This window comes from Nocardia carnea NBRC 14403 (genome assembly GCF_000308515.1).
Lineage (GTDB): Bacteria > Actinomycetota > Actinomycetes > Mycobacteriales > Mycobacteriaceae > Nocardia > Nocardia carnea.
This window is the reverse complement of record NZ_BAFV01000051.1, coordinates 21845-44375: the sequence shown is the minus strand read 5'-3', so window position 1 is coordinate 44375 and position 22531 is coordinate 21845. Positions and strand designations below refer to the sequence as shown.

The window sequence follows — 22531 nt, the reverse complement described above, 5'->3', positions numbered from 1 at the left end:
GTGATCCGATCACGGCCCGGTCGCGACGGCGCCGGTGCCGGTTGCGTAACGGTGACCGGTATGGGTATCGACCGGATCGCTGACCCGGGCGGGCGCGACAACCGAAACGGCCCGGTCGGAGACCGGGGCCGACGCGGCGGTATCGGTGCCGAGGATTTCGACCACCCCGGTACCGCCGAGAATCAGTCCGGCGGTGATGAGAGCAACGGTGGAACGCTTCATATCCGGCTCCCTCCGATTCAGAGGTTCGACTGCTGGCGAGCTCGGGTGGAACCTGCGCGACCGAGCCCCGCATAAGAGTTTTCTGAAGATTTGCTGCTCAGGTCAACCTAAGCCGGAATCCCGCATCGAGACAAGATGGAAAGCTGCGGAAAATCGGCGATGGGCAAATCGTGACCCGCGCCCGGAAATCCGTGATGTTTTCGTTATGCCCAGTTCAGATCTTCTGCAAACTTGCGGCGAGATGATCCTGTAGAGGAAGACCCACAGCGCCCATCTGCAATGTGTAGTCGATGACACCGCCGTGCATATGAATGGTTCGGCTGAGTGCGGTCACCGTTTTTGCGGTACTGCTCAGGCCGATCGCGGTGGACTCGAGCTCCAGGCGGATCTCCGCGTCGGCCAGGGTGAGCTTGCCCTCGCAGATCTCGGTGATACCGGTGGGGTGGGACAGGATGAGTTCCACCCGGTCCGGGCCCGGACAGCGCAGGTAGCCGGTCTCCACATGCAGGGGGCGGTTGTCGTCGGCATGCCGGGTGCGCTGCCGGTAGGTCAGGAAGGGGCGCCCGAGATGACCGAAGGTGATCTCCTCCAGATAGCCGAACGGCTCGATGGTGGGATAGTCACCCTGTCCGGCGCCGCGCCAGGTCCCGAGGAGGCCGGCCAGCGGCGCAATAGCGGGATGCGGGGCAGCGGGTGTCTGCGGTTCGGCCACGGCGCACAAGAATAGCCCCTCACCATCCGATCGGATACATCCGATCGGCCCCTCCGCGTGCCGCCCGGAAGTATCCCGGTGGACGTTACTTGTTCTTGCGGCGGCCGAAGGGCCAGAACGAGCGGGTGCGGCGCCTCGGCAGTGCCGCGTAAACCATGGTCATCTCGGCGAAAACGCCCGCTTCCCGTTCCCGGTCGTCGCCGAAATCGTCACGGCCCAGGATCTGGGTGATCGACCCCGGGGCGATGGTTGCCAGTGCGTCCAGCAACGCCGGGTTGAGGGCGCCGATCGAGATCCGGGTGATATCGGCGTCCTCGGAGCCCGGGCCGCCGTGGCCGAGCAGCATATGGCCGATGGCATGCAGCACGATATGGTCGGCGTTGCGGCCGGACGCCGAGGCGTCGTAGACGATGATGTCGTCGTGTTTACGCGCGATCCACAGTCCGTTGCCGTTGCACCCCAGTTCGGCCAGTGCCGAGCGATGTGCCGGCTGCAATGAGATCGGCCGCTTGCGATACGCGGCCACATCGGCGAGGTAGGTGTTGAGATCCCACGGGCTGGGGAGGGGCACCGACCCAGCCGCATCGCCGAATCTGGCGTCCATGCTTGTCATCGGCGAATACGTTACCGATCGCACGCGCGCTCGTCACTTCAGCGATTTCCGGCCTCTATTGCCTCGCTCGCCGGCCGAGGTTACCGGATATCGACCCCGGGCCCCATGGGTTTCACATTGTGCGGTTTGTTCCACAACGCCGTCAGCGCCCACAGCACCACACCCACCGCCAGCAGAATCCCGGCGATCACGTACTGCTGCGGATTGCGGTCGGTGAAGGGCGTGGCCAGATAGGCACAGCACACCGCGCCGAGTACCGGGAGCGGTGTCGGGGTGCGGAAGTGCTTGTGGCCGACCCGGTCGCGGCGCAGCACCAGGACCGCGATGTTGACGATGGTGAAAACCACGAGCAACAACAGCGCGGTGGTACCGCCGAGTTCTGGTACCTCGCCGACGAACAGCAGCAGCCCGAGCGCCACGAGGGTGGTGAAGATGATCGCGATGTACGGAGTGCGGCGGGTCGGATGCACCCGGCCCAGCGAGCGGGGTACGACTTTGTGCTTGGCCATACCGTATAGCAGGCGACTGGCCATCAGCATGTTGATCAGCGCCGAATTGGCGACGGCGAACATGGTGATGAAGGCGAAGATCTGGGTGGGAAAACCGGGCGCACCGATCTCCACCACCTGCAGCAGCGGCGTATCGCCTTCGGAGAGTTTGTCCGGCGGTACCAGGGCCACCGCGGTGATCGAAACCAGTACATAGATGGCGCCGGTGATCAACAGGCCGGTGAGCAGGATTTTCGGGAAGATCCGGCTCGGCTCCTTGGTCTCCTCGGCCATATTCACCGAATCCTCGAAGCCGACCATGGCGTAGAAGGCCAGGGTCGTCGCGGCGATCACCCCACCGAACGCGGAGCGGTCACCGGTGTCGAATTCGATGATCCGCCCGAAGTCGCCGTTGCCGAAACCGAGCGCCCACAGTCCGATACAGATCACGATCAGCAGCCCCGAGAGCTCCACGCAGGTGAGCAGGACATTGGCCTTCACGCTCTCGCCGACCCCGCGCAGGTTGATCGCCGCGACCAGGGCCATGAAGGCGAGCGCGATGACGGTGAGGACCAGACCGTTCGCGCTGTCGAATTCGAAGGCCTCGGCGAAATTCGCCGCGAACGCCTTGGCTGCGGTGGCGGCCGAGGTGATCCCGGAACTCATCACGGCGAAGGTCACCATGAAGGTCAGGAAATGGATGCCGAACGCCTTGTGCGTATACAGCGCGGCGCCCGCGGCCTGCGGATACTTGGTGACCAGTTCCAGATAGCTGAATCCGGTGATCATGGCGACCCCGAAGGCGACCAGGAACGGTACCCAGACCGCGCCGCCGACCTCGCCGGCGACGCGGCCGGTCAGGGCATAGATACCGGTGCCGAGAATATCGCCCACGATGAACAGCAACAGCAGCCACGGGCCGATGACACGCTTCAGTTCGGGTTGCTGCTCCGGATCGGTTCGGGCGGTGACGTCTGCCAAGGTCGCCTCGCTCCCGCAGTGACCGGTATGCACCGGTGATCGGACAGGTGCGCTTTGTATACCCGTTCACCCGGCCCGCGATGCCCGTACCGCGCCGATACGCGCGAAATGACCGGTCAGCTCATGGATTCGGCGGCCTCGGCGATCAGCACCGCGGAATCCCGGGGGCTCAGTGCCATCGCGCGCAGCTGGTCGAACATGACACCGAAGCGGCGGATCTCGGAATGGCCTTCGATCAGTTCGTCACCGGAAATGCGTTCGACATAGACCAATTCGGGGTCGGTGGGGTCCGGGAAATCGAGAATTGTGAAGGATCCGGCCATACCCGGGTGTGCGCCCGCATCGAACGGCAGGATCTGCAGGATCACGTTCTTGCGTTTGGTCGCCTCGGAGAGGCGGCGCAACTGGCCGCTCATGACGTCCGAGCCACCGACGACGCCGCGGATGGCGGCTTCGTCCAGCACGACCCACAGTTCGAGTGGTTCGTCCTTGGCCAGCACCGCTGCCCGGTCCATCCGGGCCCGCGCCCGGCGTTCCAGGTCGGAGGCCTCCAGTTTCGGCATGTAGGTGTCGATCACCGCCATGGCGTACTGCTCGGTCTGTAGCAGCCCGGGAATGAACGAGGTCTGGTAGTGCCGGGCCGACAGCGCCACCGATTCGAAATTGATGTACGCGGCATAGACCTCGGAGAGGCTGGCTTCGTACGGCCGCGACATTCCGGGCTTCTGTGCGTCGGAGAGTAGTTCCAGTGCGTCCTGGCGCCGCTCCGCGTCGATACCGTAGAGATCCAGCATCGTCATCAGCGTGCGGCGTTGCGGGCGGGCCTGGGCGGTTTCGATCCGGTACAGGGTGGTCACGTTGATCCCGGTGCGGGCGCTGACCTCCTCTTTGCTGAGCTCGGCGTCTTCCCGCATCTCCAGCAACAGCACCGAGAGCCGGCGCAACCCCGCCGTGAGTACGGTGCGTTTGCCTGCCATGTCATCCCTTTCGACCAGCGCCATGTGTGATGGGCGGTGCCCCCGGTTCGCGGCGGCCGTATGCCCTGTGCTGCCACCATAACGAGCCGCCGGAACCGATGTGATCGGCAGTGTCGTACGGCGCGGGTGGGCCGGCGTCTTCACCGGCTACTTCCGAAATACGGTCCCCACCGGCCGGGGCCGGATCCGTTCGGCGGTCGGCCGATTGGTGGCGGTAGTCGGGCGGGGAGGGCACCGGATGTCGGATCCTTCGAGAACGGACAACTTCCGGTGGCGATGGCAAATATATGGCAATCTTTCACCTGTGTGTGCCGGTATCTCCGCATGACTTGGCAACGCCGAAGTGTGTATGCGTGAAACGGTCTGGGTTTAGGTGGAGTTCGTGGAGGCTCTGCGGGTGGTCGCCACGGTCGGGTGCCTGCGTGTGGGCGCCATAGGGGTGGGTATGGTGCCGGGGGCGTGGCGCGGATAGGTCTCGGCACGGTTGCGATGTGGTCGCGTAACGCGTTGTCCCGGCGGGTATCGCGGTGTCGGCCGGTATCGTTCGGCGCGCCGGGGATTTTCGGGCCGTCGGCGGGAACGGGATTGGCGGGTAAGCGTTTTCGGTGGGACCGCGGTGAACTTCCGTGGAGAGGATCGTTAGGCTTGCGCACAACGCTGTTCGCAACATTGCATACCGAAATCTTGTGTTCTTGCATCTGTAAGAGCATGATCCAGCTAGCCTTGTTGTGAACAACGATCCGATGTCCGGGAATACCGAATCGAGAGTCGATCATGTTGGTACAGAGTGTGATGGTGCCGGGTGAGTCCCAGGGGTGCAGATGAGTGCGCCCACACTGGGGACCCTGCCGACAGCGCCACAGTTGCTGTGCGCCTTTCAAGGGCGGCGGGCCCAGGATCGGGTGCTGCTACGTTTCGCACATGCGCTCGTAGAACTACACAAGCGCCGGGCGCATGTCCGGGATCTGGCGGAAATCGCCGAAATCGACGGCCGCCGAAGCGAACTCGTGAACGATATCAACGACTGGATCGTCCGCAAGATGCCGCAGCATCGCCACGGCGCCTCGCTGCACACCGAAAGCCTGGGTGCGGTGATCGATCGCATGGCGCATAGCTGGGTCGCGGCCAATCAGGCCATCGAAGCCGACGGCGTGCGCAGTGACCGCACCCACCGGCACTGGTACCACCTGGCCGAACTCGTGGACGGGTACACGGATTTGATCGCCGAGGTGGCCGGTGGCCGCCGCCGCCTACCGGTGCAGTAGCGGGCGCTGCGGACCGCCCGGCTGTCCAGTCCGATGAATGCGAATCCCCTCGCGGTGGGTCCGGGAACCGCCGCGAAAAGTCGAATGGCCTAGACCCAACGGTGAGTCGGTGGCGAATACTCGGTTAACCGGGTGGTGTAGGTCAATTGGAGGTAGGTTCTGCCATGATTCACACGGATGGCGTCGCAACCGTATCGGCGCCGGAAGACCTCCGTACCGAGGTGCGGATGCCCGGCGGCGTGGCACTGTCGAAGGTCTATCGGGTACGCGCCGAAATCGACACGATGCTCGACGAGCTACGCCCCGGCGACCGGGTGCCCGCCGAACGCGAACTGGCGGGCCGGTTCGGCGTCGCGCGCGAAACCGTCCGGCACGCCCTGCGTGACCTCGCTGTCGAAGGCCGTATCCGCAGGCAGGGTCGCGGAACGGTGCTGGCCCGGCCGAAGGTCGTCCGGCCACTGGCCCCCGAATCCGCCGGTGAAGAGGCCGCCGGAGTGGTGCGCCGGCTGCTGTCGTGGGAGGACGGTGTCGCCGATGCCGAGGTCGCACGCGATCTCGACCTGGCGCCGCAGACCCCCATCATGACCCTCGAACGTCTGCTTTTCGCCGACGGCGATCCGATCGCGCTCGAACGTATCGATCTGTCGCTGGACCGGTTCGGCTGGTTACGTGCGGCATTCGACCCGCTGAGTTCACTCGCGACCACCATCGGCGATTCGGGCGTGGAATACGCGGGCGCCACCGAGCGGATCGAAACGGTCCTCGCCGCGCCCCGGGAGGCCGGGTTGCTCCGGTGCCGGCCCGCGGTGCCGTTGTTCCGGGTGGTCCGGCGCGGTATCGATACCCAAGGCCGGCCGATCGAACGGGTGGCCGCGCTCTACCGCGGTGACCGGGTCGCCTTCGAGGTCCGTACGGGCGGCCGGGGTCGCTGAACACCAGGCTCCCGCGGCGGCGGTGTGCGACCGGGACCGTTCCCGGCGACCCGCCGGCCGGCGCCTACTACTCTTGAACCATGTCCGTGCGTACCCGACAGCCGCTGCTCCCCGGAACCCCCACCCCGATACGCGAGGTTCCCCGCGCCATAGAACGGCCGGAGTACGTGTGGAAAGAAACGGCCCGCGAAGGTTCCGAACCGTGGGTGCAGACCCCCGAGACCATCGAGAAGATGCGTATAGCGGGCAAGATCGCGGCCCAAGCCCTCGTGGAGGCCGGTAAAGCGGTTGCGCCGGGGGTCACCACCGACGAACTGGACCGGATCGCGCACGAGTACATGTGCGATCACGGGGCCTATCCCTCCACGCTCGGCTACAAGGGGTTCCCCAAATCGTGCTGCACCTCGCTCAACGAGGTGATCTGCCACGGAATCCCCGACAGCACCGTCGTCGAGGACGGCGATATCGTCAACATCGACGTCACCGCCTATATCCACGGGGTCCACGGCGATACCAATGCGACCTTCCTCGCCGGTGACGTGGACGAGGAGGTGAAACTCCTGGTGGAGCGCACCGAAGAGGCCACTATGCGGGCCATCAAGGCGGTGCGCCCGGGCCGGGCGCTCAATGTGATCGGCCGGGTGATCGAGTCCTACGCCAACCGCTTCGGCTACGGCGTGGTCCGCGATTTCACCGGGCACGGGGTCGGGCCCACCTTCCACAGCGGCCTGGTGATCCTGCACTACGACCAGCCCGCCGTCGATTCCGTTATCGAACCCGGGATGACCTTCACCATCGAACCGATGATCAACCTGGGCGGAATCGACTACGACATCTGGGACGACGGCTGGACCGTCGTCACCAAGGACCGCAAGTGGACGGCGCAGTTCGAGCACACACTGGTCGTCACCGATACCGGAACCGAAATCCTGACGCTGCCGTGAGCGGCCCCGGCGGGGCGCTGCTGGTCGCCGGGACCACTTCCGATGCCGGTAAGAGCGTGCTGGTCGCCGGGATCTGCCGGATGTTGCGGCGTCGCGGGGTACGGGTGGCGCCGTTCAAGGCCCAGAACATGTCGAACAATTCCGTCGTCACCCTGGACGGCGGCGAAATCGGCCGGGCCCAGGCGTTGCAGGCGCAGGCCTGCGGCCTCGAACCGAGTGTGCGGTTCAACCCGGTGCTGCTGAAACCCGGAAGCGACCGGCGGTCGCAACTGGTGGTGCGCGGACAGGCCACCGGTACCGTGAGCGCGGCCGACTACATCACCCATCGCACCCGGCTGCGTGCGGTGGTGGCCGCCGAGCTCGCGGCGCTGCGGGCGGAATTCGATGTGGTGATCTGCGAAGGAGCGGGATCGCCGGCCGAGATCAATCTGCGGGCCACCGATCTGGCGAATATGGGTCTGGCGCGGGCGGGTGAGCTGCCGGTGCTGGTGGTCGGTGATATCGACCGCGGGGGTGTGCTGGCGCATCTGTTCGGCACCCTGGCCGTCCTCGAACCCGAGGATCAGCGGCTGATCGCGGGTTTCGTGATCAACAAGTTTCGTGGCGACGTGGATCTGCTGCGGCCTGGTCTGAACCAGTTGGCCGCACTGACGGGCCGGCCGACGTTCGGTGTGCTGCCGTATCGGGACGACCTCTGGCTCGATGCCGAGGATTCGCTGGGCAGCGTTTCCGGGGCACAGATCGGTCGTCCCGGGCCGGCTGTCGGCAGTGAATGGCTCAGTGTGGCCGCGGTCCGGCTGCCCCGCATCTCCAACTCGACCGATGTGGAAGCGCTGGCCTGCGAACCGGGGGTCGCGGTCCGCTGGGTGACCGACGTATCGCAGATCGTGGCCGCCGACCTGGTGGTCGTCCCCGGGAGCAAGGCCACCGTCGATGATCTGGACTGGTTGCGGCGCACCGGGATCGCCGAGGAACTGCGGCGGCGTGCGGCCGCCGGCCGTCCGGTACTCGGAATCTGCGGCGGCTATCAGATGCTCGGGTACCGCATCATCGATCCGGTGGAATCCGGGGCCGGCGCGGTCGCCGGACTGGGGCTGCTCGATATGGAGGTCGAGTTCGCACCCGCAAAGGTGCTGTGCCGGACCGCCGCCGTGGGCGAGCCGATGCAACGGGATCGGGAACCGGCCGGTACGACGGGGGTCGTCGCGACCGGATATGAGATCCATCACGGACGTATCCGGCGTACCGCCGAGACCCCGTGGCTGCACGTCACCGGCCGGACCGCCCCCGGTGACGACCCCGGCGGCGTGGGCAGTGAGCTCGCCCGGGAGCCGTCGGCCGAGGGCGCCGTGCGGGGCGCGGTATGGGGCACCCACCTGCACGGTCTCCTCGAATCCGACGAATTCCGCCGAGCCTGGCTGACCCAGGTCGCGCGGGCGGCCGGCCGTACCGGCTTCACCGTCGCGCCCGGGACACGGGTGGCTGCGGTGCGGGCCGCGCAGCTGGACCTCCTCGCCGACCTCGTCGCCGAAAACCTGGAGGTCTCCCGGCTGGAGCGACTCCTGTCCGAGGGGGTGCCGCCCGGTCTGCCGGTCGTCGAATCCACCGTGGGTGCACTCTCGCGAATCGGCTGATTCCGGCCGGCGGACGGCCCGAGATCGCGGTGAGATCACGCGTTACGATCCTCGCGCTCTTTACGGGGAGTACTCCAACGGCGCCGGGCGGCGGTGTAGCGTCAAGCGTCATGGAATCTCGGCGCATCGCGGTCGGTGACCGGGACTGGACGGTGCGGGTGGACGGCCCGGTGACCCAGCACAGTGTGCTGCTGTTCCCCGACTCCGGCGATCCGCCGGAGGTCTACGACCGGGTCTGCGCCCGGCTGCACAGTTCCGATCTGCGGACCATCGTGTTCGAAACCGCCACCGGCCTGGACCTCACCGGTGTATACGCGGTCCTGGACGAACTCGGGGTGCCCTGGGCGAATGTCGCAGGACGCGGGACGGGCGCCAGTGTGGCGTGGCAGGTCTGCGCGAAGGGGTTCGGGCGGTTCGTGAGCCTGATCGTTGCCGATCGCGGGCATCCGGCCGTACCGGACGAGTCCGGCGCGGTATTGGAGGCCGGGTGCCCGGCCGTCGAACTGCCGACCACCGTCCTGGTGACCAAAGGGCTACCGCGCTCGGTCGCCGACAGTTCCGGCCGCCACGTATACGGCGAGTTCCGCGTGGTGGACCTCGATGTCGACAATGTGGCCGCCGAAGCGGACCAGGAATTCGCCACCGAGATCGTGCTGCGCACCAGTATGTGGTGAGGCCCGGCGGGGCGTACGACCGCTACTCGGATGTTCCCGGGCGGTAGGTTGCGAGCCAGTCCAGCCAGCCGTCCAGTTCGCGGAACGCCTCGGTACGTGGCGCTTCGGCGGACAGGAAAACATCGTGGCGTGCCCCGTCGATCGGGACGATTGTGGTGCGATCGCCCAGGCACCCGGCCCAGCGCTGGATCTGGGCCACGTCCAGGACCGCGTCGGCCACATCGACGGCGGGTCCGTATTCGCGGGCGAACTGGGTGAGCTTGGACCGCAACAGCAGGGCGGGCACCCCGATATCCAGGCCCCGGTGCAACCGCGCCTGTCCCAGCCGGATCGCGCGCAACCAGCCGGCCCGCACCGGGAAGCCGTGCCGCGGCTTCCAGTCCAGGTCGTAGTCCCATTCACCGGCGACGCTGTGGTGCAAACTGTCGCCGTAAGCACTGGATTTGCTCAGCGGCAGCGCCGACTTCGCCCGGAACCGGCCCACGGTGTTGATGAGCTGTGTCCCGACGGTGCGTACGTACGCCGGACCCTGCAGATCGAACCAGGGACTGTTCAGGACCAGCCCGCTGATTCCGGCCGCCGCCGTGCCACCCGCGCGCTGTAGCCGGTCCAGCCACAGCGACGCCACCAGGCCGCCGGTCGAATGTCCCATGACCAAGACCTCGCCCTGTGTTTCCTCGGCGATCAGGCGGAGCGATTCGTTCAGTTCCCGGTCGTAGAGCGCGAGATCGCCGATGAAGTGCGGAGTCTGGTTCGCGCGCAGGGAGCGACCGCATTTGCGCAGGTCCAGCGCGTAGAACCGGTGGCCGCGCGCGGTCAGGTGCTCGGCTACATGCCGCTGGAAAAAGTAGTCGGTGAACCCGTGCAGGTAGAGGACGGCCGCGGCCGTGCCGGTGGCGCCGGAATCGACCGTGGCCGGGACACCGGAATCGGCACCGCCGAAGGTAACGGGCTCCGGCAGATGGCGTACCAGGGTGGCAACGACCTCGCCCTCGCCATCGGGGTCGGTGCCCAGGTCCAATGTGCGGTATTCGTACCCGTCACCGAGTACATCCGGCTGCCAGGTATCGGCCGGTCCCAGCGTGCTGCCGGCGGCCGGGGATTCATTCGTCACGCGTCCAATCTAGGCGCACCTGCAACGCGCTCCGATCGTGTGCGTCGATAATTCCGGCATCCGGCGCCGTACCCGCGCTGATCACGACGAGCGCACCGTTTCCGTCCGCGGCCGGCGCCCTGCTCGGAAGCGGCCTCGCTCCGGCTGTGCGCCGCGATTTGTTCGGTCCGCGGCAGTGCGGTCGGTGACGTCGGGTCCGCGGCGGCACCGGCCCGGGGACCGGTGTACCTCGGCGTTCGTTCCCGGCCGTGGTGGCCCGCGAATGACCGTGCGCGACGGTGTTAGTTGCGCCACTGAGCCCCGGTGACGGCGCCGCTCGGGGCGATGGGGCAGAGGAATCTAGGTCACAATCGCCGCCCTGGCTGCGGATTCCGCGCGTGTCGAGGTGCACAATTAGCAGTAGTGAACGGCGGGTAACCTACATTCGGCCGCGCCCGAAGAGACTCGTCGCCGTCCGTGAACAACTGCATAATGCGCCCGTGCCCCAGCGGACCACATCCCGGTCGGGAATGTGTGCCCCGCGCACCAGGACAAGGAAGTCGAACACCCGTGCCGAACGTTGCCCAGACTGAAAAGACCGATGTAGTCCTCATCGGTGCCGGCATCATGAGCGCCACTCTCGGCGCGCTGCTGCGTCAGCTGCAGCCGGACTGGTCGATCACGGTGTTCGAACGGCTGGATGCCGCTGCGGCCGAGAGCAGCGACCCGTGGAACAACGCCGGCACCGGGCATTCCGCGCTGTGCGAACTCAACTACAGCCCGCAGAAACCGGACGGCTCGGTCGATATCGGCAAGGCCGTCGATATCAATGAGCGGTTCCAGGTATCGCGGCAGTTCTGGGCCTACGCGGTCGAGAACGGGATCCTCGGCGACCCGTCCCGGTTCATCAACCCCATCCCGCACGTGAGCTTCGTCCACGGCGCCGACGATGTCGAATACCTGCGCAAACGCTACGAGGCGCTGGCCCGGCATCCGCTGTTCGCCGGAATGGAGTACATCGACAGCCCCGACGAGTTCGCCCGCCGGCTGCCGCTGATGGCCCGGGGCCGCGATTTCTCCGATCCGATCGCCCTCAACTGGACCGACGGCGGCACCGATATCAACTTCGGTTCGCTGACCAAGGAACTGCTGGCCCATATCGGCGCCACCGGCGGGGAGATCGCGTTCGGTAACGAGGTTCGGAACCTCAGCAAACAGCGCGACGGCAGCTGGAAAGTATCGGTGCGCAATACCCGCACCGGCCGCCGCCGCACGCTGATCAGCAAATTCGTATTCGTCGGCGCGGGTGGCGGGGCGCTGCCGCTGCTGCAGAAATCGGGGATCAAGGAAATCAGCGGGTTCGCCGGATTTCCGGTGTCGGGGCAGTTCCTGCGCTGCACCAACCCCGAACTGGTCGGCAAGCACGAGGCCAAGGTGTACGGCAAGGCCGCCGTCGGCGCACCGCCGATGTCGGTTCCGCACCTGGACACCCGCGTCATCAACGGTAAGCCCGGCCTGCTGTTCGGCCCGTACGCCGGTTGGACCCCGAAATTCCTCAAGGACGGCAGCAATGCCGACCTGTTCAAATCGATCAAACCGGGCAACCTGGCCCCGATGCTCGGCGTCGGTGTCACCGAGCTGGGCCTGGTGAAGTACCTGGTCACCGAGCTGATGAAATCGCAGGCCGGCCGGGTGTACACGATGGAGGAGTTCATCCCGCGCGCCGAGGGCAGCGATTGGGAACTCATCACCGCCGGGCAGCGGGTGCAGACGATCCGGCGTAAGGGGGCCGGCGGTGTGCTCGAACTCGGAACCGCCGTGATCACCGCGCAGGACGGGTCCATCGCAGGCCTGCTGGGCGCCTCGCCGGGCGCCTCGACCTGTGTGACCGCGATGCTGGACGTGCTCGAGCGGTGTTTCCCGACGGAGTATGCGTCCTGGACACCCAAGCTGAAGGAAATGGTCCCCTCGCTCGGCGTCAAGCTCTCGGAGAACCAGGCACTGTTCGGTGAGGTCTGGGACTGGACCGGGAAAGCCCTGCAGCTCACCGGAAGCGGAGCACACGCGGTGGTTCCCGCCGGAGCCTGACCAGGTCCGCACTAGCTTTCGCCACGGCCCACGGGGCCCGATCCCGTGGGCCGTCCTCGGTGCGCTGTATGCCGGATTCGTCCGGCCGGGGGCATTCGCGTGCATCTTGCGCCGAGGTGTGATAGCAAGGCGCGATGATGTCAACGGTTGCACTCCGACGGTCTTGGGCGCAGGATCTCGATACCGCCACCCTGTACGAGCTGCTGAAGCTGCGTGTCGAAGTGTTCGTCGTCGAGCAGAAATGCGCATACCCGGAACTGGACGGCCAGGATCTGCTGCCGGAGACCCGGCACCTGTGGCTGGACGACGAGGGCGAGGTCATCGCGACCCTGCGGCTGCTCGAGGAGCACGACGACGGAGTGAAATCCTTCCGGATCGGACGTCTGTGCACGGCCGTGGAGGCCCGCGGGCACGGATACACCACTCGGCTGCTGCAGGCAGCACTCGCCGAGACCGGTTCGCATACGGTCCGGTTGAACGCGCAGACCTACCTGATCGACCTGTACACCAAGCACGGTTTCGAGGTCGCGGGTGAGGAATTCATCGAGGACGGCGTTGCGCACGTACCGATGCGCCGCGGGTAGCGACGGCTCGACGCGGTCGGGTTTCCCCGTTCGGCGGACGGTCGGTAGGTGTCCGAATCGGGACCGCGCCCCACACCGAGGCCGGTCGGCAAGGTGTTCTCCGGACGGTGGAACAACATGTCGTCGGCCGTCGGCGCCCGCAGAGCCCGAGCGGGGCAGGCCGAGAGCGTTATCCGCCACGATTTAGAGTGGGGCCGTGTCCTCTACCGAAATCGCCCGGCCCGCACCCCACTCCTTCGCAGCTGCCAATGGAGAGAGTGAGGCCGGGTTCCCGTTCTCGGCGGTGATCGGCCAGGAGCGACTGCAGCTCGCGCTGATCCTGTGCGCGGTGCACCCGGGCATCGGTGGTGTGCTGGTGCGCGGCGAAAAGGGGACCGCGAAGTCGACAGTGGTGCGGGCGCTGGCCCGGCTGCTGCCGCCGGTGGTGGACGAATCGGGTGCGCGGCCCGCGCGGCTGGTGGAACTTCCGGTGGGCGCCACCGAGGACCGGGTGGTCGGCTCGCTCGATCTGGAGCGGGTGCTGCGCGACGGCGAACAGGCGTTCCGCCCCGGTCTGCTGGCCGCCGCCCACCACGGCGTGCTGTATGTGGACGAGGTCAACCTGCTGCACGATCACCTGGTCGATGTGCTGCTCGATGCGGCGGCGATGGGCCGGGTGCATATCGAACGCGACGGGGTCTCCCATTCCCATCCGGCCCGGTTCGTATTGGTCGGCACCATGAACCCGGAAGAGGGCGAGCTGCGTCCGCAACTGCTGGACCGCTTCGGCCTCACCGTGGACGTGACCGCCTCCCGTGACGTGGACGTCCGGATGTCGGTGGTGCGGCGGCGCCTGGATTACGAGGCCGACCCGGCCGGTTTCGCGGCCGCCTACTCGCCCGCGGATGCCGAGATCGCCGACCGGATCCTCACCGCGCGCGATCGGCTCCCCGGTACCGCGCTCGACGATGTGGAACTGCGCCGGATCGCGGCCGTATGCGCCTCCTTCGACGTGGACGGAATGCGCGGGGACCTGGTGGTCGCCCGCACTGCCACCGCCCATGCCGCCTGGTGCGGTCGCGACGCCGTGACTGCGGACGATGTGCGGATCGCGGCCGAATTGGCGCTACCGCATCGGCGTCGCCGGGATCCCTTCGACGAACCGGGGATCACGCCCGAACAGCTCGACGAAGCGATGAACGAGGCCGCCGACCAGGCCGACCGGCCCGAACCCACCGAGGAGCAGCGCGGCGAATCGGATGCCGGGTCGCCGGAAGACGGCCCCGGCGGCGGAGATCGGCCCGACGACGACCCCGACGGTCCCGGCGGCGGCGCCGGGCAGCCGGAGGACGATCCCGACGGACCGGGCGGCGGACAGCCGTCTGCCGAAACCGGCGAAGATCCGGGGAAGCCGGGTGGTCCGGCGGGTACCGGACAGGCCTCGCCCCCGGTCGCGGCGCCGGTGCGGCCACCGCGCTGGGAAGTTCCCGGGCTGGGGGAGGGCGCCCCCGGACGCCGCTCCCGCGCCCGCACCCGGCAGGGCCGCGTCGTCAATGCGATCCCCGAACTCACCGGCGGCCTGCATCTGCTCGGCACACTGCAGGCCGCGGCACCGCAGCAGTGGGCGCGCGGCCGCCGGACCGGACCGTTGCGGCTGGCCACGCCCGACCTGCGCGGCGCCTATCGGGAGGGGCGGGAAGGCAATCTGGTGGTGTTCGTGGTGGACACCTCCGGTTCCATGGCCGCCCGGGACCGGCTGTCGGCGGTGACCGGGGCGGTCGTCACCCTGCTGCGCGACGCCTACCAGCGACGCGACAAGGTCGCGGTGATCGCGGTGCGGGGTAGCGTTGCCGAACTCGTCCTGCCCCCGACCTCGTCGACCGATATCGCGGTACGCCGCCTCGCCGGCCTGCGCACCGGCGGGAAAACCCCACTCGCCGCGGGACTGCGGAAAGCCCATGAGGTGGTGCGCCGGGAACGGGTGCGCGACCCGCGCCGCCGGCCGATGCTGGTACTGCTCACCGACGGCCGTGCCACCGGCGGAACCGACCCGGTGCCGCGGGCTCGGGCGAGCGCGGCCCGGCTGGCGCGCGACGGTATCGCTTCGATCGTCATCGACTGCGAACGCGGCATGGTGCGGCTCGGCCTGGCGGCCGAACTGGCGGCGGTACTGCGCGGCACTGTTGTCCGGTTGACCGAGCTGACCGGTTCGGCAGTCGCCGACACCGTCCGTGCGGGTGCGTCCGGGACCGGTGCCCGAGCGGCGTGATCGCCCAAACCTGCGAAACCCGATGAGACCGAGGAGATCACATGCCCAAAGGGGTGCCGGAAAATGTGCCCGACGACGGGCTGACCACACGCCAGCGGCGTAATCGGCCGGTGCTCGCCGTCCACACCGGTCCGGGCAAGGGAAAATCCACTGCGGCGTTCGGGATGGCGTTGCGGGCCTGGAACCAGGGCTTCGATCTCGCGGTCTTCCAGTTCGTGAAAAGCGCCAAATGGAAGGTCGGGGAAGAGGCGGTCTTCCGTGAGCTGGGCCGGTTGCACGAGGAGACCGGGGCCGGGGCACCGGTGCAGTGGCACAAGATGGGCGAGGGCTGGTCGTGGAGTCGTAAGGCCGGGACCGAAACCGATCACGCCGCCGCCGCACTGGCCGGATGGCGCGAGATCGCGCGCCGGTTGCAGGCCGAGGAACACCGCTTCTATGTATTGGACGAATTCACCTACCCGCTGAAATGGGGGTGGGTCGACGTGGACGAGGTCGTGGACACCCTGCGGCAGCGGTCCGGCCACCAGCATGTGGTGGTGACCGGGCGGGACGCCCCCGCGGCCTTGATCGAGGCCGCGGACCTGGTCACCGAGATGACGAAGGTACGCCATCCGATGGACGCGGGGCGCAAAGGGCAGCGAGGGATCGAATGGTGAGCTGTACCGGCGGCCGGGTGGCGCCGTTGCGCACGGGTTCGCCACGATGACCACCGGCGCCGCCGGAATCGTCCTTGCCGCACCGGCTTCCGGTAGCGGTAAGACCACCGTTGCGACCGGTCTCATCGGTGCGTTGCGCCGGGCCGGGCATCGCGTCGCGCCGTTCAAGGTGGGGCCGGACTATATCGACCCCGGCTATCACGGCCTGGCCGCCGGCCGTCCCGGCCGCAATCTCGATCCGGTGCTGGTCGGCCGGGACCGGATCGCGCCGCTGTACCGCCACGGCTCCCGCGACTGCGATCTCGCGGTCGTCGAAGGGGTGATGGGGCTGTTCGACGGCCGGATCGACGACCGGTCCGCGGACCCGGTCGCAGAAGGATCCACCGCACAGGTCGCGAGCCTGCTCGGCCTGCCGGTGATCCTCGTCGTGGATGCGCGCGGGCACAGCCAGAGCCTGGCCGCGCTGCTGCACGGGTTCGCAACGTTCGATTCCGGAGTCCGGCTGGGCGGGGTGATCCTGAATCGGGTCGGCAGCGAACGACATGAGCAGGTTCTGCGGGCCGCCTGTGACCGGGTCGGGTTGCCGGTGCTCGGTGCTCTGCCCAGATCGGCCGAGCTCGAGGTGCCGTCCAGGCACTTGGGCCTGATCCCTGCGGTCGAACACGGCAGCGCGGCCCTGCGCGCGGTGGACGCGATGACTGACTTGGTCGCCCGCCACATCGACTTGTCCGCAGCCGCCGCCCTCGCTGTCGCCCCGGGCCGCGGCGGAATATGGGATCCGGTGCAGGAAGTCACAGTAGCGAACCCTGCCGAGGCAGGTGCCACTGGTGAATCGTCGCGATTCCTTGCGGCAGAAGGTGCGGCCGGGGCGGTGACCGTAACAAATGTCGTTGCGGGAGAGCGCGGCCCGGTGATCGCCATGGCGGGTGGTCCGGCGTTCACCTTCGGTTACGCCGAGCACCGGGAACTGCTCATCGCCGCCGGAGCGGAGGTCGCGGTGTTCGATCCGCTGCACGATCCGCTGCCCGCCGATACCGCCGGTCTGGTTCTACCGGGCGGCTTCCCGGAGGAACATGCGGAAGCGCTCGCCGCCAATACCGTGCTCAAAGCCGCGGTGGCCGAACAGGCGCGGCGTGGGCTGCCGGTCCATGCCGAATGTGCAGGTCTGCTCTACCTCGCCGCATCGTTGGACGGTCACCCGATGGCGGGTGTCCTCGATGCGGTCGCCGAATTCGGTCCGCGCCTGACCCTCGGTTACCGAGAGGCCGTCGCCCTGGCCGATTCTCCGCTGTGGCGGGCGGGCGAACGGGTGCTCGGCCATGAATTCCACCGCACCCGCCTCGTCGCCACCAGCACCCCGGCGTCCGCTTGGGCCTGGCGCTCCGGCCGAGACCAGATCAGGGAAGGGGCCCTGGTGCACCGGGTGCATGCCTCCTATCTGCACACCCACCCGGCAGGAAACCCGGCCGCCGTGTGTCGCTTCGTTTCCGCCGCGCGCGCTCACCAGGATGCGGGTACCGCCGCGATCACCCGGTGACCTCCGAGGACACCGCGGCGCCGGCATCCCGCCTCGCAGTCGGGTTGGGACTGCGCCCCGGCCGGTCCGCTGATCAGATCCTGACGGCGCTGGATACCGCATTTCCTGGCGCGCGGATCGCCTGTCTCGCCACTGTCGACCGGCGCGCCGCCGAACCGGGCGTCCGTCTGGCCGCTGAGATGCTGGGGGTTCCGGTTCGTGGTTTCACCGCCGCTGCGCTCGCGAATGTCCAGGTCCCGAACCCGTCCGGCACAGTGATGCGAGTATTCGGCATTCCCGGTGTCGCCGAAGCCGCAGCGTTGCTGGCCGGCTGCGGCCCTCTGCTGGTACCGCGGCGAGTGGTACAGGGTGTGGTGATCGCTGCGGCTGGCACCCGCGGCGAGGAGTAGATCACCGGTGCAGTGGGTTGATCCATTCCACCTCGGGGAACCGTGCGAAGTCGGTGTCGAACGAACACACAGCCACACCGTGTTCGATCGCCAGCGCCGCCAGGTGTGCCTCGGGCACCAGGTTCCCCGTCGCATAGTGATCGTCGACGAGCCGGCCGAGGACCCGGTGATGCCGGTCGGTCGGGAGCGGGATCCAGGCCATATCGTGATCCAGCCATTCGTCCACGTAGCCCCATGCTTCCCGGCCGGTCATCGGCGCGGTGAATATTTTCGGGTGTGTGGCGATTCGGACGAAGCCGACGAGGCTGTGCCACGGAAATCCGACTCGGACGTCACCGTTCATCGCGTCCTCGAACCAGGTATGCGCAATCTGGTGGTGGGGACTGCTCTCGTCGACCGCGTACAGCAGTACGTTGACGTCGATGATCACGATTGCCCGGGGTAGGGCTCGTCGAGCAGATCGAGCACTTCCGAGTTCCGGGACAGGTCGACCCGGGCTCCCAGCGCACGGGTCCGCTGCCGGAACGAGCGCGGGGGCACAGTCGGCCGGTGATGGATTCCAGCACGGACCAGCTCGTTGACCGCCTCGCCGAGGCCGATACCGCGTTCGCGGCGGAGACGCTCCGCGGCGGCGAGTACATCGCTGTCGAGGCGAATGGTAGTGCGCATAGCGCAGGCTACATCACTGAGTCACTACCTGTGCATCAGTGATGCAGGGGTTCTGCCGGTGCGTCGAGCCGGCTTGCCGGCCTCAGGGTGCGACCGACAGCAGGTCCGCGAAACCGGTGGGGTCGTGGCGGCCCACGCTGGCGTGTTCGAACAGGCCCCAGCCTTCGGCGTCGCCGCAGCGGGCGTGGGCGATATGGTCGGTGACGCCCCACGGGATCCGTCCGGCGATCGCCGGATCGGTGAGGTCGTAGCGGTTCGCCCACGACCAGTCGCGACCCTTCCATTGACCGTGCAGCCAGTCCGGATCGCCGCCGTAACCGCACCCGATGTGCAGAGGGATCCCGGTGACCGTACGGATATCGATGGTCAGCGGTTTCCCTTCGGGGGTCCGCAGTTCCAGGGTCGCGGTCTCCGGGTGGCGGGTCCCGGATCGGTAGTCGATGGTGATGTGTGGCCAGCCCAGCTGTTCGACCGAACCGTCCGGGAACACCCGGACCGCGTCGTTGAGGGTGCGGTATCCGTCCGGGTTCTCCTGCAGGATCACGACCACCGCGAAATCTTCGAACCGCAGCGGTACGTAGAGCCACCAGAATCCGCCGGTGCCTTCGGTGGCGGCGCGCCCCGGGGGTTCGGCCTCGCCGACCGGGCGGATACCCCACGAGCGGTCGCGGGTGCCCATCCACAGGTCCGGGTCGACCGCGATATCTTCGCCGCCCAGCGAGATCGTGCCGGCCCATGAACCGACCTGCGCGAACCGGGAGGCGTCCAGTGTCGGGCGGTTCCCGGCGAGCATCACATGGGGCTGTTCCTGGACGGCGGGGAACGAGCCCGTCCACGTGAGGTCCAGGCCGAGTTCGTCGTGGTCGCAGAGCACCCGGATCTTGTGCAGCGGTTCGATCACTTCGATCCGGTACCCGCCGACCGTCAGGTCCAGGCTGCGGTCGCTGCGGGCGTCGGAGAAGCGCAGGGAGGTGATCTCGTCACCGCGGCGCACCGCCGCGTAGGCGTCGACGACGCCCAGATTGGGATAGACACCGAAGCCGGTGACCAGCATGGTCGCACCGTCCCGGTTGTGTGCGTTGAAATAGCTGCGATCGTAGAAGTTGCGGTCGCTGGTGGCTGCGCGCGCGATCGGCAGCGGCGTCTGGTGGATCGGGTATTCGTCCAGTGGGCCCGGGGCCGAAGCGGGTGTGCGGGCGATGTTCTCGCTCATTTCAGGTCCCATCCGTAGGTGCCGTCGAGCATGGCCTCCAGGGTGGCCCGATGCATGATGTAGTCGTCGCGGTCGGCGGGGGCGGTGTCCTCACCCATATGGATCATCCGGCGTTTGATGCGAGCCATCACGATCGCATGCCGTAGCGCGGCGTAGGTGAGGTGGAAATCCAGGTCGCGTACGGTGTGGCCGGTCAGGTTCTCGTACTGTGCGACCACTTCGTCGCGGCGCAGGAAATCGGGCAGCCCGGGCATATCGAAGCCGGTGGCGATGTCCTGGAAGAACCTGTGCAGGAAGATCATCCAGGCCAGGTCCATTTCCCGCGGGCCCAGTGCTACCATTTCCCAGTCCAGCACCGCGATCGGTGTGCAACCGTCGTAGATGATATTGCCGGGCCGGGCATCGCCCCAGCTCAGGACATCCGGACCCGGATCGTCCGGGAAATTGCGTTCCAGCCAATCGAAGGCCCGCTCGATCAACGGGATCTCGAAGCCGTCGTCCACCAGCGCCCACCGGTACCAGTCCCGCTGGGCGGCGAGATGGCGGCGCAACGCCGGCCCGGGCCCGTCCAGTTCCGGGAAACGCCGGGCCGGTTCGGTGATTGCGTGGATCCGGGCGAGGATGTCGAGGGTGTTGCGGGTCAGTTCGGCCCGCTCGGCGGGTGTGGCGTCGTACAACCAGCCTGCGAACACGTACGGCGGGTTGTCGCCGGGGATACGGCCGTCGACGCGGTCCATGACGAAGAATGGTGCGCCGCAGACGGTGTCGTCGGTTTCCAGCCAGCGCAGTGGCGGTACCGGTACGTCGGTGTGGGCGGCGATCTCGCCGATGATCCGGTATTGGAGCGGCAGGTCGTAGTCCCGGAACACCGGGAACGCACCCGCTTCCGGCACCATCCGTGCGACGTAGGACCCTTCCCGCGTTTCGCCAGCGGATTTCCACCGGGCGTCGAACAGGACCGATGCGCTGGACAGCCCACCGGAAAGAGGCCGGTGCAGCGATTCGATCAGCGGCGGTTCGTCGGCGGCCACCCGTGCCTGCAGCCAGGCGGTGAGCTGGACGGCGAGGCTGTCCAGATCGCGTTCGCTGGTGGTGAGCTGCAGATGCTCGGTGGGGTCTATCTCATCGGGCATCATCGTCCTCCTGACGCCATCGGCCACAGTGCGCGGACCGGCTCGGATCGGCACTCGAGCGCTGGTGGCATCGGGGATTCCGGCCGCCCGCGTGCCGCAGACTGTAACGCGTTTCAGTCCGGTGCGGAGGGGATTCGTGCCGACCGCCGAGCCGCCGGATCACCGGTATCGCCGCGCGTGCGGGCCGCGCCGACCATAATCCCCAGCACGGTCCGGAAAACGCAGGCCGGTCCGTGCAGGAGGTGGTGAATGGCCGAGACGACCCGGCGCCTGCGCGAGGCCGCAGCCTATTCCGTTGCCGCCGTGCTACTGCTGGTACTCGGTGCAGCGATACGTCCACTGTTCACCGACGATCCCGCGCCTCCGGAAATATTGTCGGCCGTCGAACTGGGATTCGTGCAGGATATGGCCGCACACCACCACCAGGCATTGATCATGGTGCAGCGGCTCGACCCCGGCGCCGACCCCGCTGTCCGGGGTTTGGCCCAGCAGATCGACGATATCCAGCGAGCCGAAATCGGCATGCTGCTGGGCTGGGTGCGAATGGCCGGTGCACCGGCGGCCAACTCCGATCCGATGGGCTGGATGCCCGACGAGTCGCACGACAGCCACCGCGTGCACGACGGGAACCGCGCGCATAACGGCCACGGCGGGGACGACCGGAACAGTGGGCCCGCAACGTCCATGCCCGGTATGGCCACCCAGGAGCAGCTCGACGCCCTGTCCGCGGCGCGCGGCCGCGCCGCTTCGGTGTTGTTCCTGCAGCTCATGCAGGCCCACCATGAGGGCGGTGTCGCCATGGCCCGGGTCGCCGACGCAATGCTTGCCGGCGGCGTGGTGAAACAGGTCGCCCGGGAAATGATCGGCGGTCAGACCCAGGAGTCCGGGCTGATCGCCCTGTTGCTGAACCGACTCGAGGCCGCACCACTCGGCTGATCCGGAATGATCATGAGGCGCAGGCGGTTACTCGTTGCTATGAGCACACTTCCGCTGCCGGATACCTTGAAAAAGCATATCGACGAGAACCGGTTGTTCGTCACCGTGGCGACCGTCGGCCGGGACGGACATCCGCATCTCACCGTCACCTGGCTGATCCGCGACGGCGATGATCTGCTCTACTCCACCACCACCGATCGCGTGCAGGGCAAGAACCTCGCCCGTGATCCGCGGATTTCGGTGCTGATCACCGCGCCGGACAACCCGTACCTCTACGCCGAGGTCAAAGGCACCGCTTCCCTGACGCCCGATCCCGAATTGCTTGTCGGCAACCGGATCTCCCGGAAATACACCGGTAAGGACTATGCCGATTTCAACCCCGATGCCGTGAACGACGGTCCTCGAGTGGTCGTCCGCATCACGCCGAAAAAGATCACCGGACGCCTGTAGAACGGAACGCCGCAGAGCTGTGCCGCTCCCAGCTCGTCCAGGGGGGAACAGGCAAAAATGGTCCGACGCGAGCGGCGCCGAGCGGCGAGCGTT

At 67.4% G+C, this 22531-nt stretch carries 23 protein-coding genes; 13 read left to right on the top strand and 10 right to left on the bottom strand.

The features are described 5' to 3' along the window. Positions 1-9 precede the first annotated feature (9 nt). The 5 genes from ON22_RS17480 to ON22_RS17460 all read right to left on the bottom strand — a co-directional run bounded on the left by ON22_RS17480 (position 10) and on the right by ON22_RS17460 (position 3993). On the bottom strand, positions 10-222 hold the full coding sequence (locus ON22_RS17480; RefSeq protein ID WP_033241397.1) for a hypothetical protein: 213 nt from the start codon (positions 220-222) through the stop codon (positions 10-12). A gap of 214 nt (positions 223-436) precedes the next feature. Next, complete coding sequence (locus ON22_RS17475) at positions 437-934, bottom strand: peroxynitrite isomerase (RefSeq protein ID WP_033241398.1); 498 nt, start codon at positions 932-934, stop codon at positions 437-439. Positions 935-1019: 85 nt separating this feature from the next. Then, entirely contained in the window at positions 1020-1547 is a 528-nt protein-coding gene (locus ON22_RS17470; RefSeq protein ID WP_063820600.1) for a hypothetical protein, read from the bottom strand. Positions 1548-1627: 80 nt separating this feature from the next. Beyond that, positions 1628-3016 carry an APC family permease gene (locus ON22_RS17465; RefSeq protein ID WP_033242211.1) on the bottom strand — a complete coding sequence of 463 codons (1389 nt, stop codon included), beginning with the start codon at positions 3014-3016 and terminating at the stop codon, positions 1628-1630. A gap of 116 nt (positions 3017-3132) precedes the next feature. After that, positions 3133-3993 carry a helix-turn-helix domain-containing protein gene (locus ON22_RS17460; protein WP_043740282.1) on the bottom strand — a complete coding sequence of 287 codons (861 nt, stop codon included), beginning with the start codon at positions 3991-3993 and terminating at the stop codon, positions 3133-3135. 905 nt (positions 3994-4898) lie between these two features. Here ON22_RS17460 and ON22_RS17455 point away from each other — a divergent pair. The 5 genes from ON22_RS17455 (at position 4899) to ON22_RS17435 (ending at position 9442) form a co-directional block, all read left to right on the top strand. Then, positions 4899-5258, top strand: a complete 360-nt coding sequence (locus tag ON22_RS17455; protein ID WP_033242212.1) for a DUF4254 domain-containing protein — start codon at positions 4899-4901, stop codon at positions 5256-5258. Between the two features lie 164 nt (positions 5259-5422). Next, on the top strand, positions 5423-6190 hold the full coding sequence (locus ON22_RS17450; RefSeq protein ID WP_306306604.1) for a GntR family transcriptional regulator: 768 nt from the start codon (positions 5423-5425) through the stop codon (positions 6188-6190). Between the two features lie 80 nt (positions 6191-6270). After that, positions 6271-7134, top strand: coding sequence for a type I methionyl aminopeptidase (map, locus tag ON22_RS17445; RefSeq protein ID WP_033241401.1), 864 nt, complete (start codon positions 6271-6273; stop codon positions 7132-7134). After that, complete coding sequence (locus tag ON22_RS17440; protein ID WP_033241402.1) at positions 7131-8768, top strand: cobyric acid synthase; 1638 nt, start codon at positions 7131-7133, stop codon at positions 8766-8768. Before map ends, ON22_RS17440 begins: the two co-directional genes overlap by 4 nt. A gap of 110 nt (positions 8769-8878) precedes the next feature. Continuing rightward, positions 8879-9442 (top strand): hypothetical protein, encoded by a 564-nt coding sequence (locus tag ON22_RS17435; protein WP_033241403.1) that lies wholly within the window; start codon positions 8879-8881, stop codon positions 9440-9442. 22 nt (positions 9443-9464) lie between these two features. Here the strand turns inward: ON22_RS17435 and ON22_RS17430 are convergent, their stop codons facing one another. Further along, the gene (locus ON22_RS17430) at positions 9465-10556 is read right to left on the bottom strand and encodes an alpha/beta hydrolase (RefSeq protein WP_081595641.1); all 1092 of its coding nucleotides are present in this window, start codon (positions 10554-10556) and stop codon (positions 9465-9467) included. A 549-nt stretch (positions 10557-11105) separates the two neighbouring features. On the opposite strand from ON22_RS17430, the gene mqo reads away from it, so the two are divergent. The 6 genes from mqo to ON22_RS17400 all read left to right on the top strand — a co-directional run bounded on the left by mqo (position 11106) and on the right by ON22_RS17400 (position 18037). Then, positions 11106-12623, top strand: coding sequence for a malate dehydrogenase (quinone) (gene mqo, locus ON22_RS17425; protein ID WP_033241404.1), 1518 nt, complete (start codon positions 11106-11108; stop codon positions 12621-12623). A 134-nt stretch (positions 12624-12757) separates the two neighbouring features. After that, positions 12758-13207 (top strand): GNAT family N-acetyltransferase, encoded by a 450-nt coding sequence (locus ON22_RS17420; protein WP_033241405.1) that lies wholly within the window; start codon positions 12758-12760, stop codon positions 13205-13207. A gap of 211 nt (positions 13208-13418) precedes the next feature. After that, positions 13419-15455 carry a magnesium chelatase subunit D family protein gene (locus tag ON22_RS17415; RefSeq protein ID WP_051157748.1) on the top strand — a complete coding sequence of 679 codons (2037 nt, stop codon included), beginning with the start codon at positions 13419-13421 and terminating at the stop codon, positions 15453-15455. A 41-nt stretch (positions 15456-15496) separates the two neighbouring features. Continuing rightward, entirely contained in the window at positions 15497-16111 is a 615-nt protein-coding gene (gene cobO / locus ON22_RS17410; RefSeq protein WP_033241407.1) for a cob(I)yrinic acid a,c-diamide adenosyltransferase, read from the top strand. Between the two features lie 46 nt (positions 16112-16157). Continuing rightward, positions 16158-17648 (top strand): cobyrinic acid a,c-diamide synthase CobB, encoded by a 1491-nt coding sequence (locus tag ON22_RS17405; protein WP_033241408.1) that lies wholly within the window; start codon positions 16158-16160, stop codon positions 17646-17648. Next, positions 17645-18037, top strand: coding sequence for a cobalamin biosynthesis protein (locus tag ON22_RS17400; protein WP_051157739.1), 393 nt, complete (start codon positions 17645-17647; stop codon positions 18035-18037). The genes ON22_RS17405 and ON22_RS17400 overlap by 4 nt, the downstream gene beginning before the upstream one ends. A gap of 1 nt (position 18038) precedes the next feature. Here ON22_RS17400 and ON22_RS17395 read toward each other — a convergent pair whose 3' ends face one another. The 4 genes from ON22_RS17395 to ON22_RS17380 form a co-directional block, all read right to left on the bottom strand. Continuing rightward, the gene (locus ON22_RS17395) at positions 18039-18467 is read right to left on the bottom strand and encodes a TA system VapC family ribonuclease toxin (RefSeq protein ID WP_033241409.1); all 429 of its coding nucleotides are present in this window, start codon (positions 18465-18467) and stop codon (positions 18039-18041) included. Next, positions 18464-18706: a CopG family transcriptional regulator gene (locus tag ON22_RS17390; protein ID WP_033241410.1), complete on the bottom strand. Its 243-nt coding sequence runs from the start codon at positions 18704-18706 to the stop codon at positions 18464-18466. The genes ON22_RS17395 and ON22_RS17390 overlap by 4 nt, the downstream gene beginning before the upstream one ends. Before the next feature lie 82 nt (positions 18707-18788). After that, on the bottom strand, positions 18789-19919 hold the full coding sequence (locus ON22_RS17385) for an Rv3169 family protein (RefSeq protein WP_051157738.1): 1131 nt from the start codon (positions 19917-19919) through the stop codon (positions 18789-18791). Beyond that, positions 19916-21052, bottom strand: coding sequence for a phosphotransferase family protein (locus ON22_RS17380; protein ID WP_033242217.1), 1137 nt, complete (start codon positions 21050-21052; stop codon positions 19916-19918). Before ON22_RS17380 ends, ON22_RS17385 begins: the two co-directional genes overlap by 4 nt. A 249-nt stretch (positions 21053-21301) precedes the next feature. Here ON22_RS17380 and ON22_RS17375 point away from each other — a divergent pair, with 249 nt between their 5' ends. Together ON22_RS17375 and ON22_RS17370 are read left to right on the top strand one after the other, a co-directional pair. Next, entirely contained in the window at positions 21302-21988 is a 687-nt protein-coding gene (locus tag ON22_RS17375) for a DUF305 domain-containing protein (RefSeq protein ID WP_033241411.1), read from the top strand. 39 nt (positions 21989-22027) lie between these two features. Beyond that, positions 22028-22438: a PPOX class F420-dependent oxidoreductase gene (locus ON22_RS17370; RefSeq protein ID WP_033241412.1), complete on the top strand. Its 411-nt coding sequence runs from the start codon at positions 22028-22030 to the stop codon at positions 22436-22438. Positions 22439-22531: the final 93 nt, after the last annotated feature.

Coding starts and splice junctions, on each gene's coding strand:
- ON22_RS17480 (WP_033241397.1), bottom strand. CDS start 222: ATGAAGCGTTCCACCGTTGCTCTCATCACCGCCGGACTGATTCTCGGC.
- ON22_RS17470 (WP_063820600.1), bottom strand. CDS start 1,547: ATGACAAGCATGGACGCCAGATTCGGCGATGCGGCTGGGTCGGTGCCC.
- ON22_RS17460 (WP_043740282.1), bottom strand. CDS start 3,993: ATGGCAGGCAAACGCACCGTACTCACGGCGGGGTTGCGCCGGCTCTCG.
- ON22_RS17450 (WP_306306604.1), top strand. CDS start 5,423: ATGATTCACACGGATGGCGTCGCAACCGTATCGGCGCCGGAAGACCTC.
- map (WP_033241401.1), top strand. CDS start 6,271: ATGTCCGTGCGTACCCGACAGCCGCTGCTCCCCGGAACCCCCACCCCG.
- ON22_RS17435 (WP_033241403.1), top strand. CDS start 8,879: ATGGAATCTCGGCGCATCGCGGTCGGTGACCGGGACTGGACGGTGCGG.
- ON22_RS17420 (WP_033241405.1), top strand. CDS start 12,758: ATGATGTCAACGGTTGCACTCCGACGGTCTTGGGCGCAGGATCTCGAT.
- cobO (WP_033241407.1), top strand. CDS start 15,497: ATGCCCAAAGGGGTGCCGGAAAATGTGCCCGACGACGGGCTGACCACA.
- ON22_RS17405 (WP_033241408.1), top strand. CDS start 16,158: ATGACCACCGGCGCCGCCGGAATCGTCCTTGCCGCACCGGCTTCCGGT.
- ON22_RS17390 (WP_033241410.1), bottom strand. CDS start 18,706: ATGCGCACTACCATTCGCCTCGACAGCGATGTACTCGCCGCCGCGGAG.
- ON22_RS17385 (WP_051157738.1), bottom strand. CDS start 19,919: ATGAGCGAGAACATCGCCCGCACACCCGCTTCGGCCCCGGGCCCACTG.
- ON22_RS17380 (WP_033242217.1), bottom strand. CDS start 21,052: ATGCCCGATGAGATAGACCCCACCGAGCATCTGCAGCTCACCACCAGC.
- ON22_RS17375 (WP_033241411.1), top strand. CDS start 21,302: ATGGCCGAGACGACCCGGCGCCTGCGCGAGGCCGCAGCCTATTCCGTT.
- ON22_RS17370 (WP_033241412.1), top strand. CDS start 22,028: ATGAGCACACTTCCGCTGCCGGATACCTTGAAAAAGCATATCGACGAG.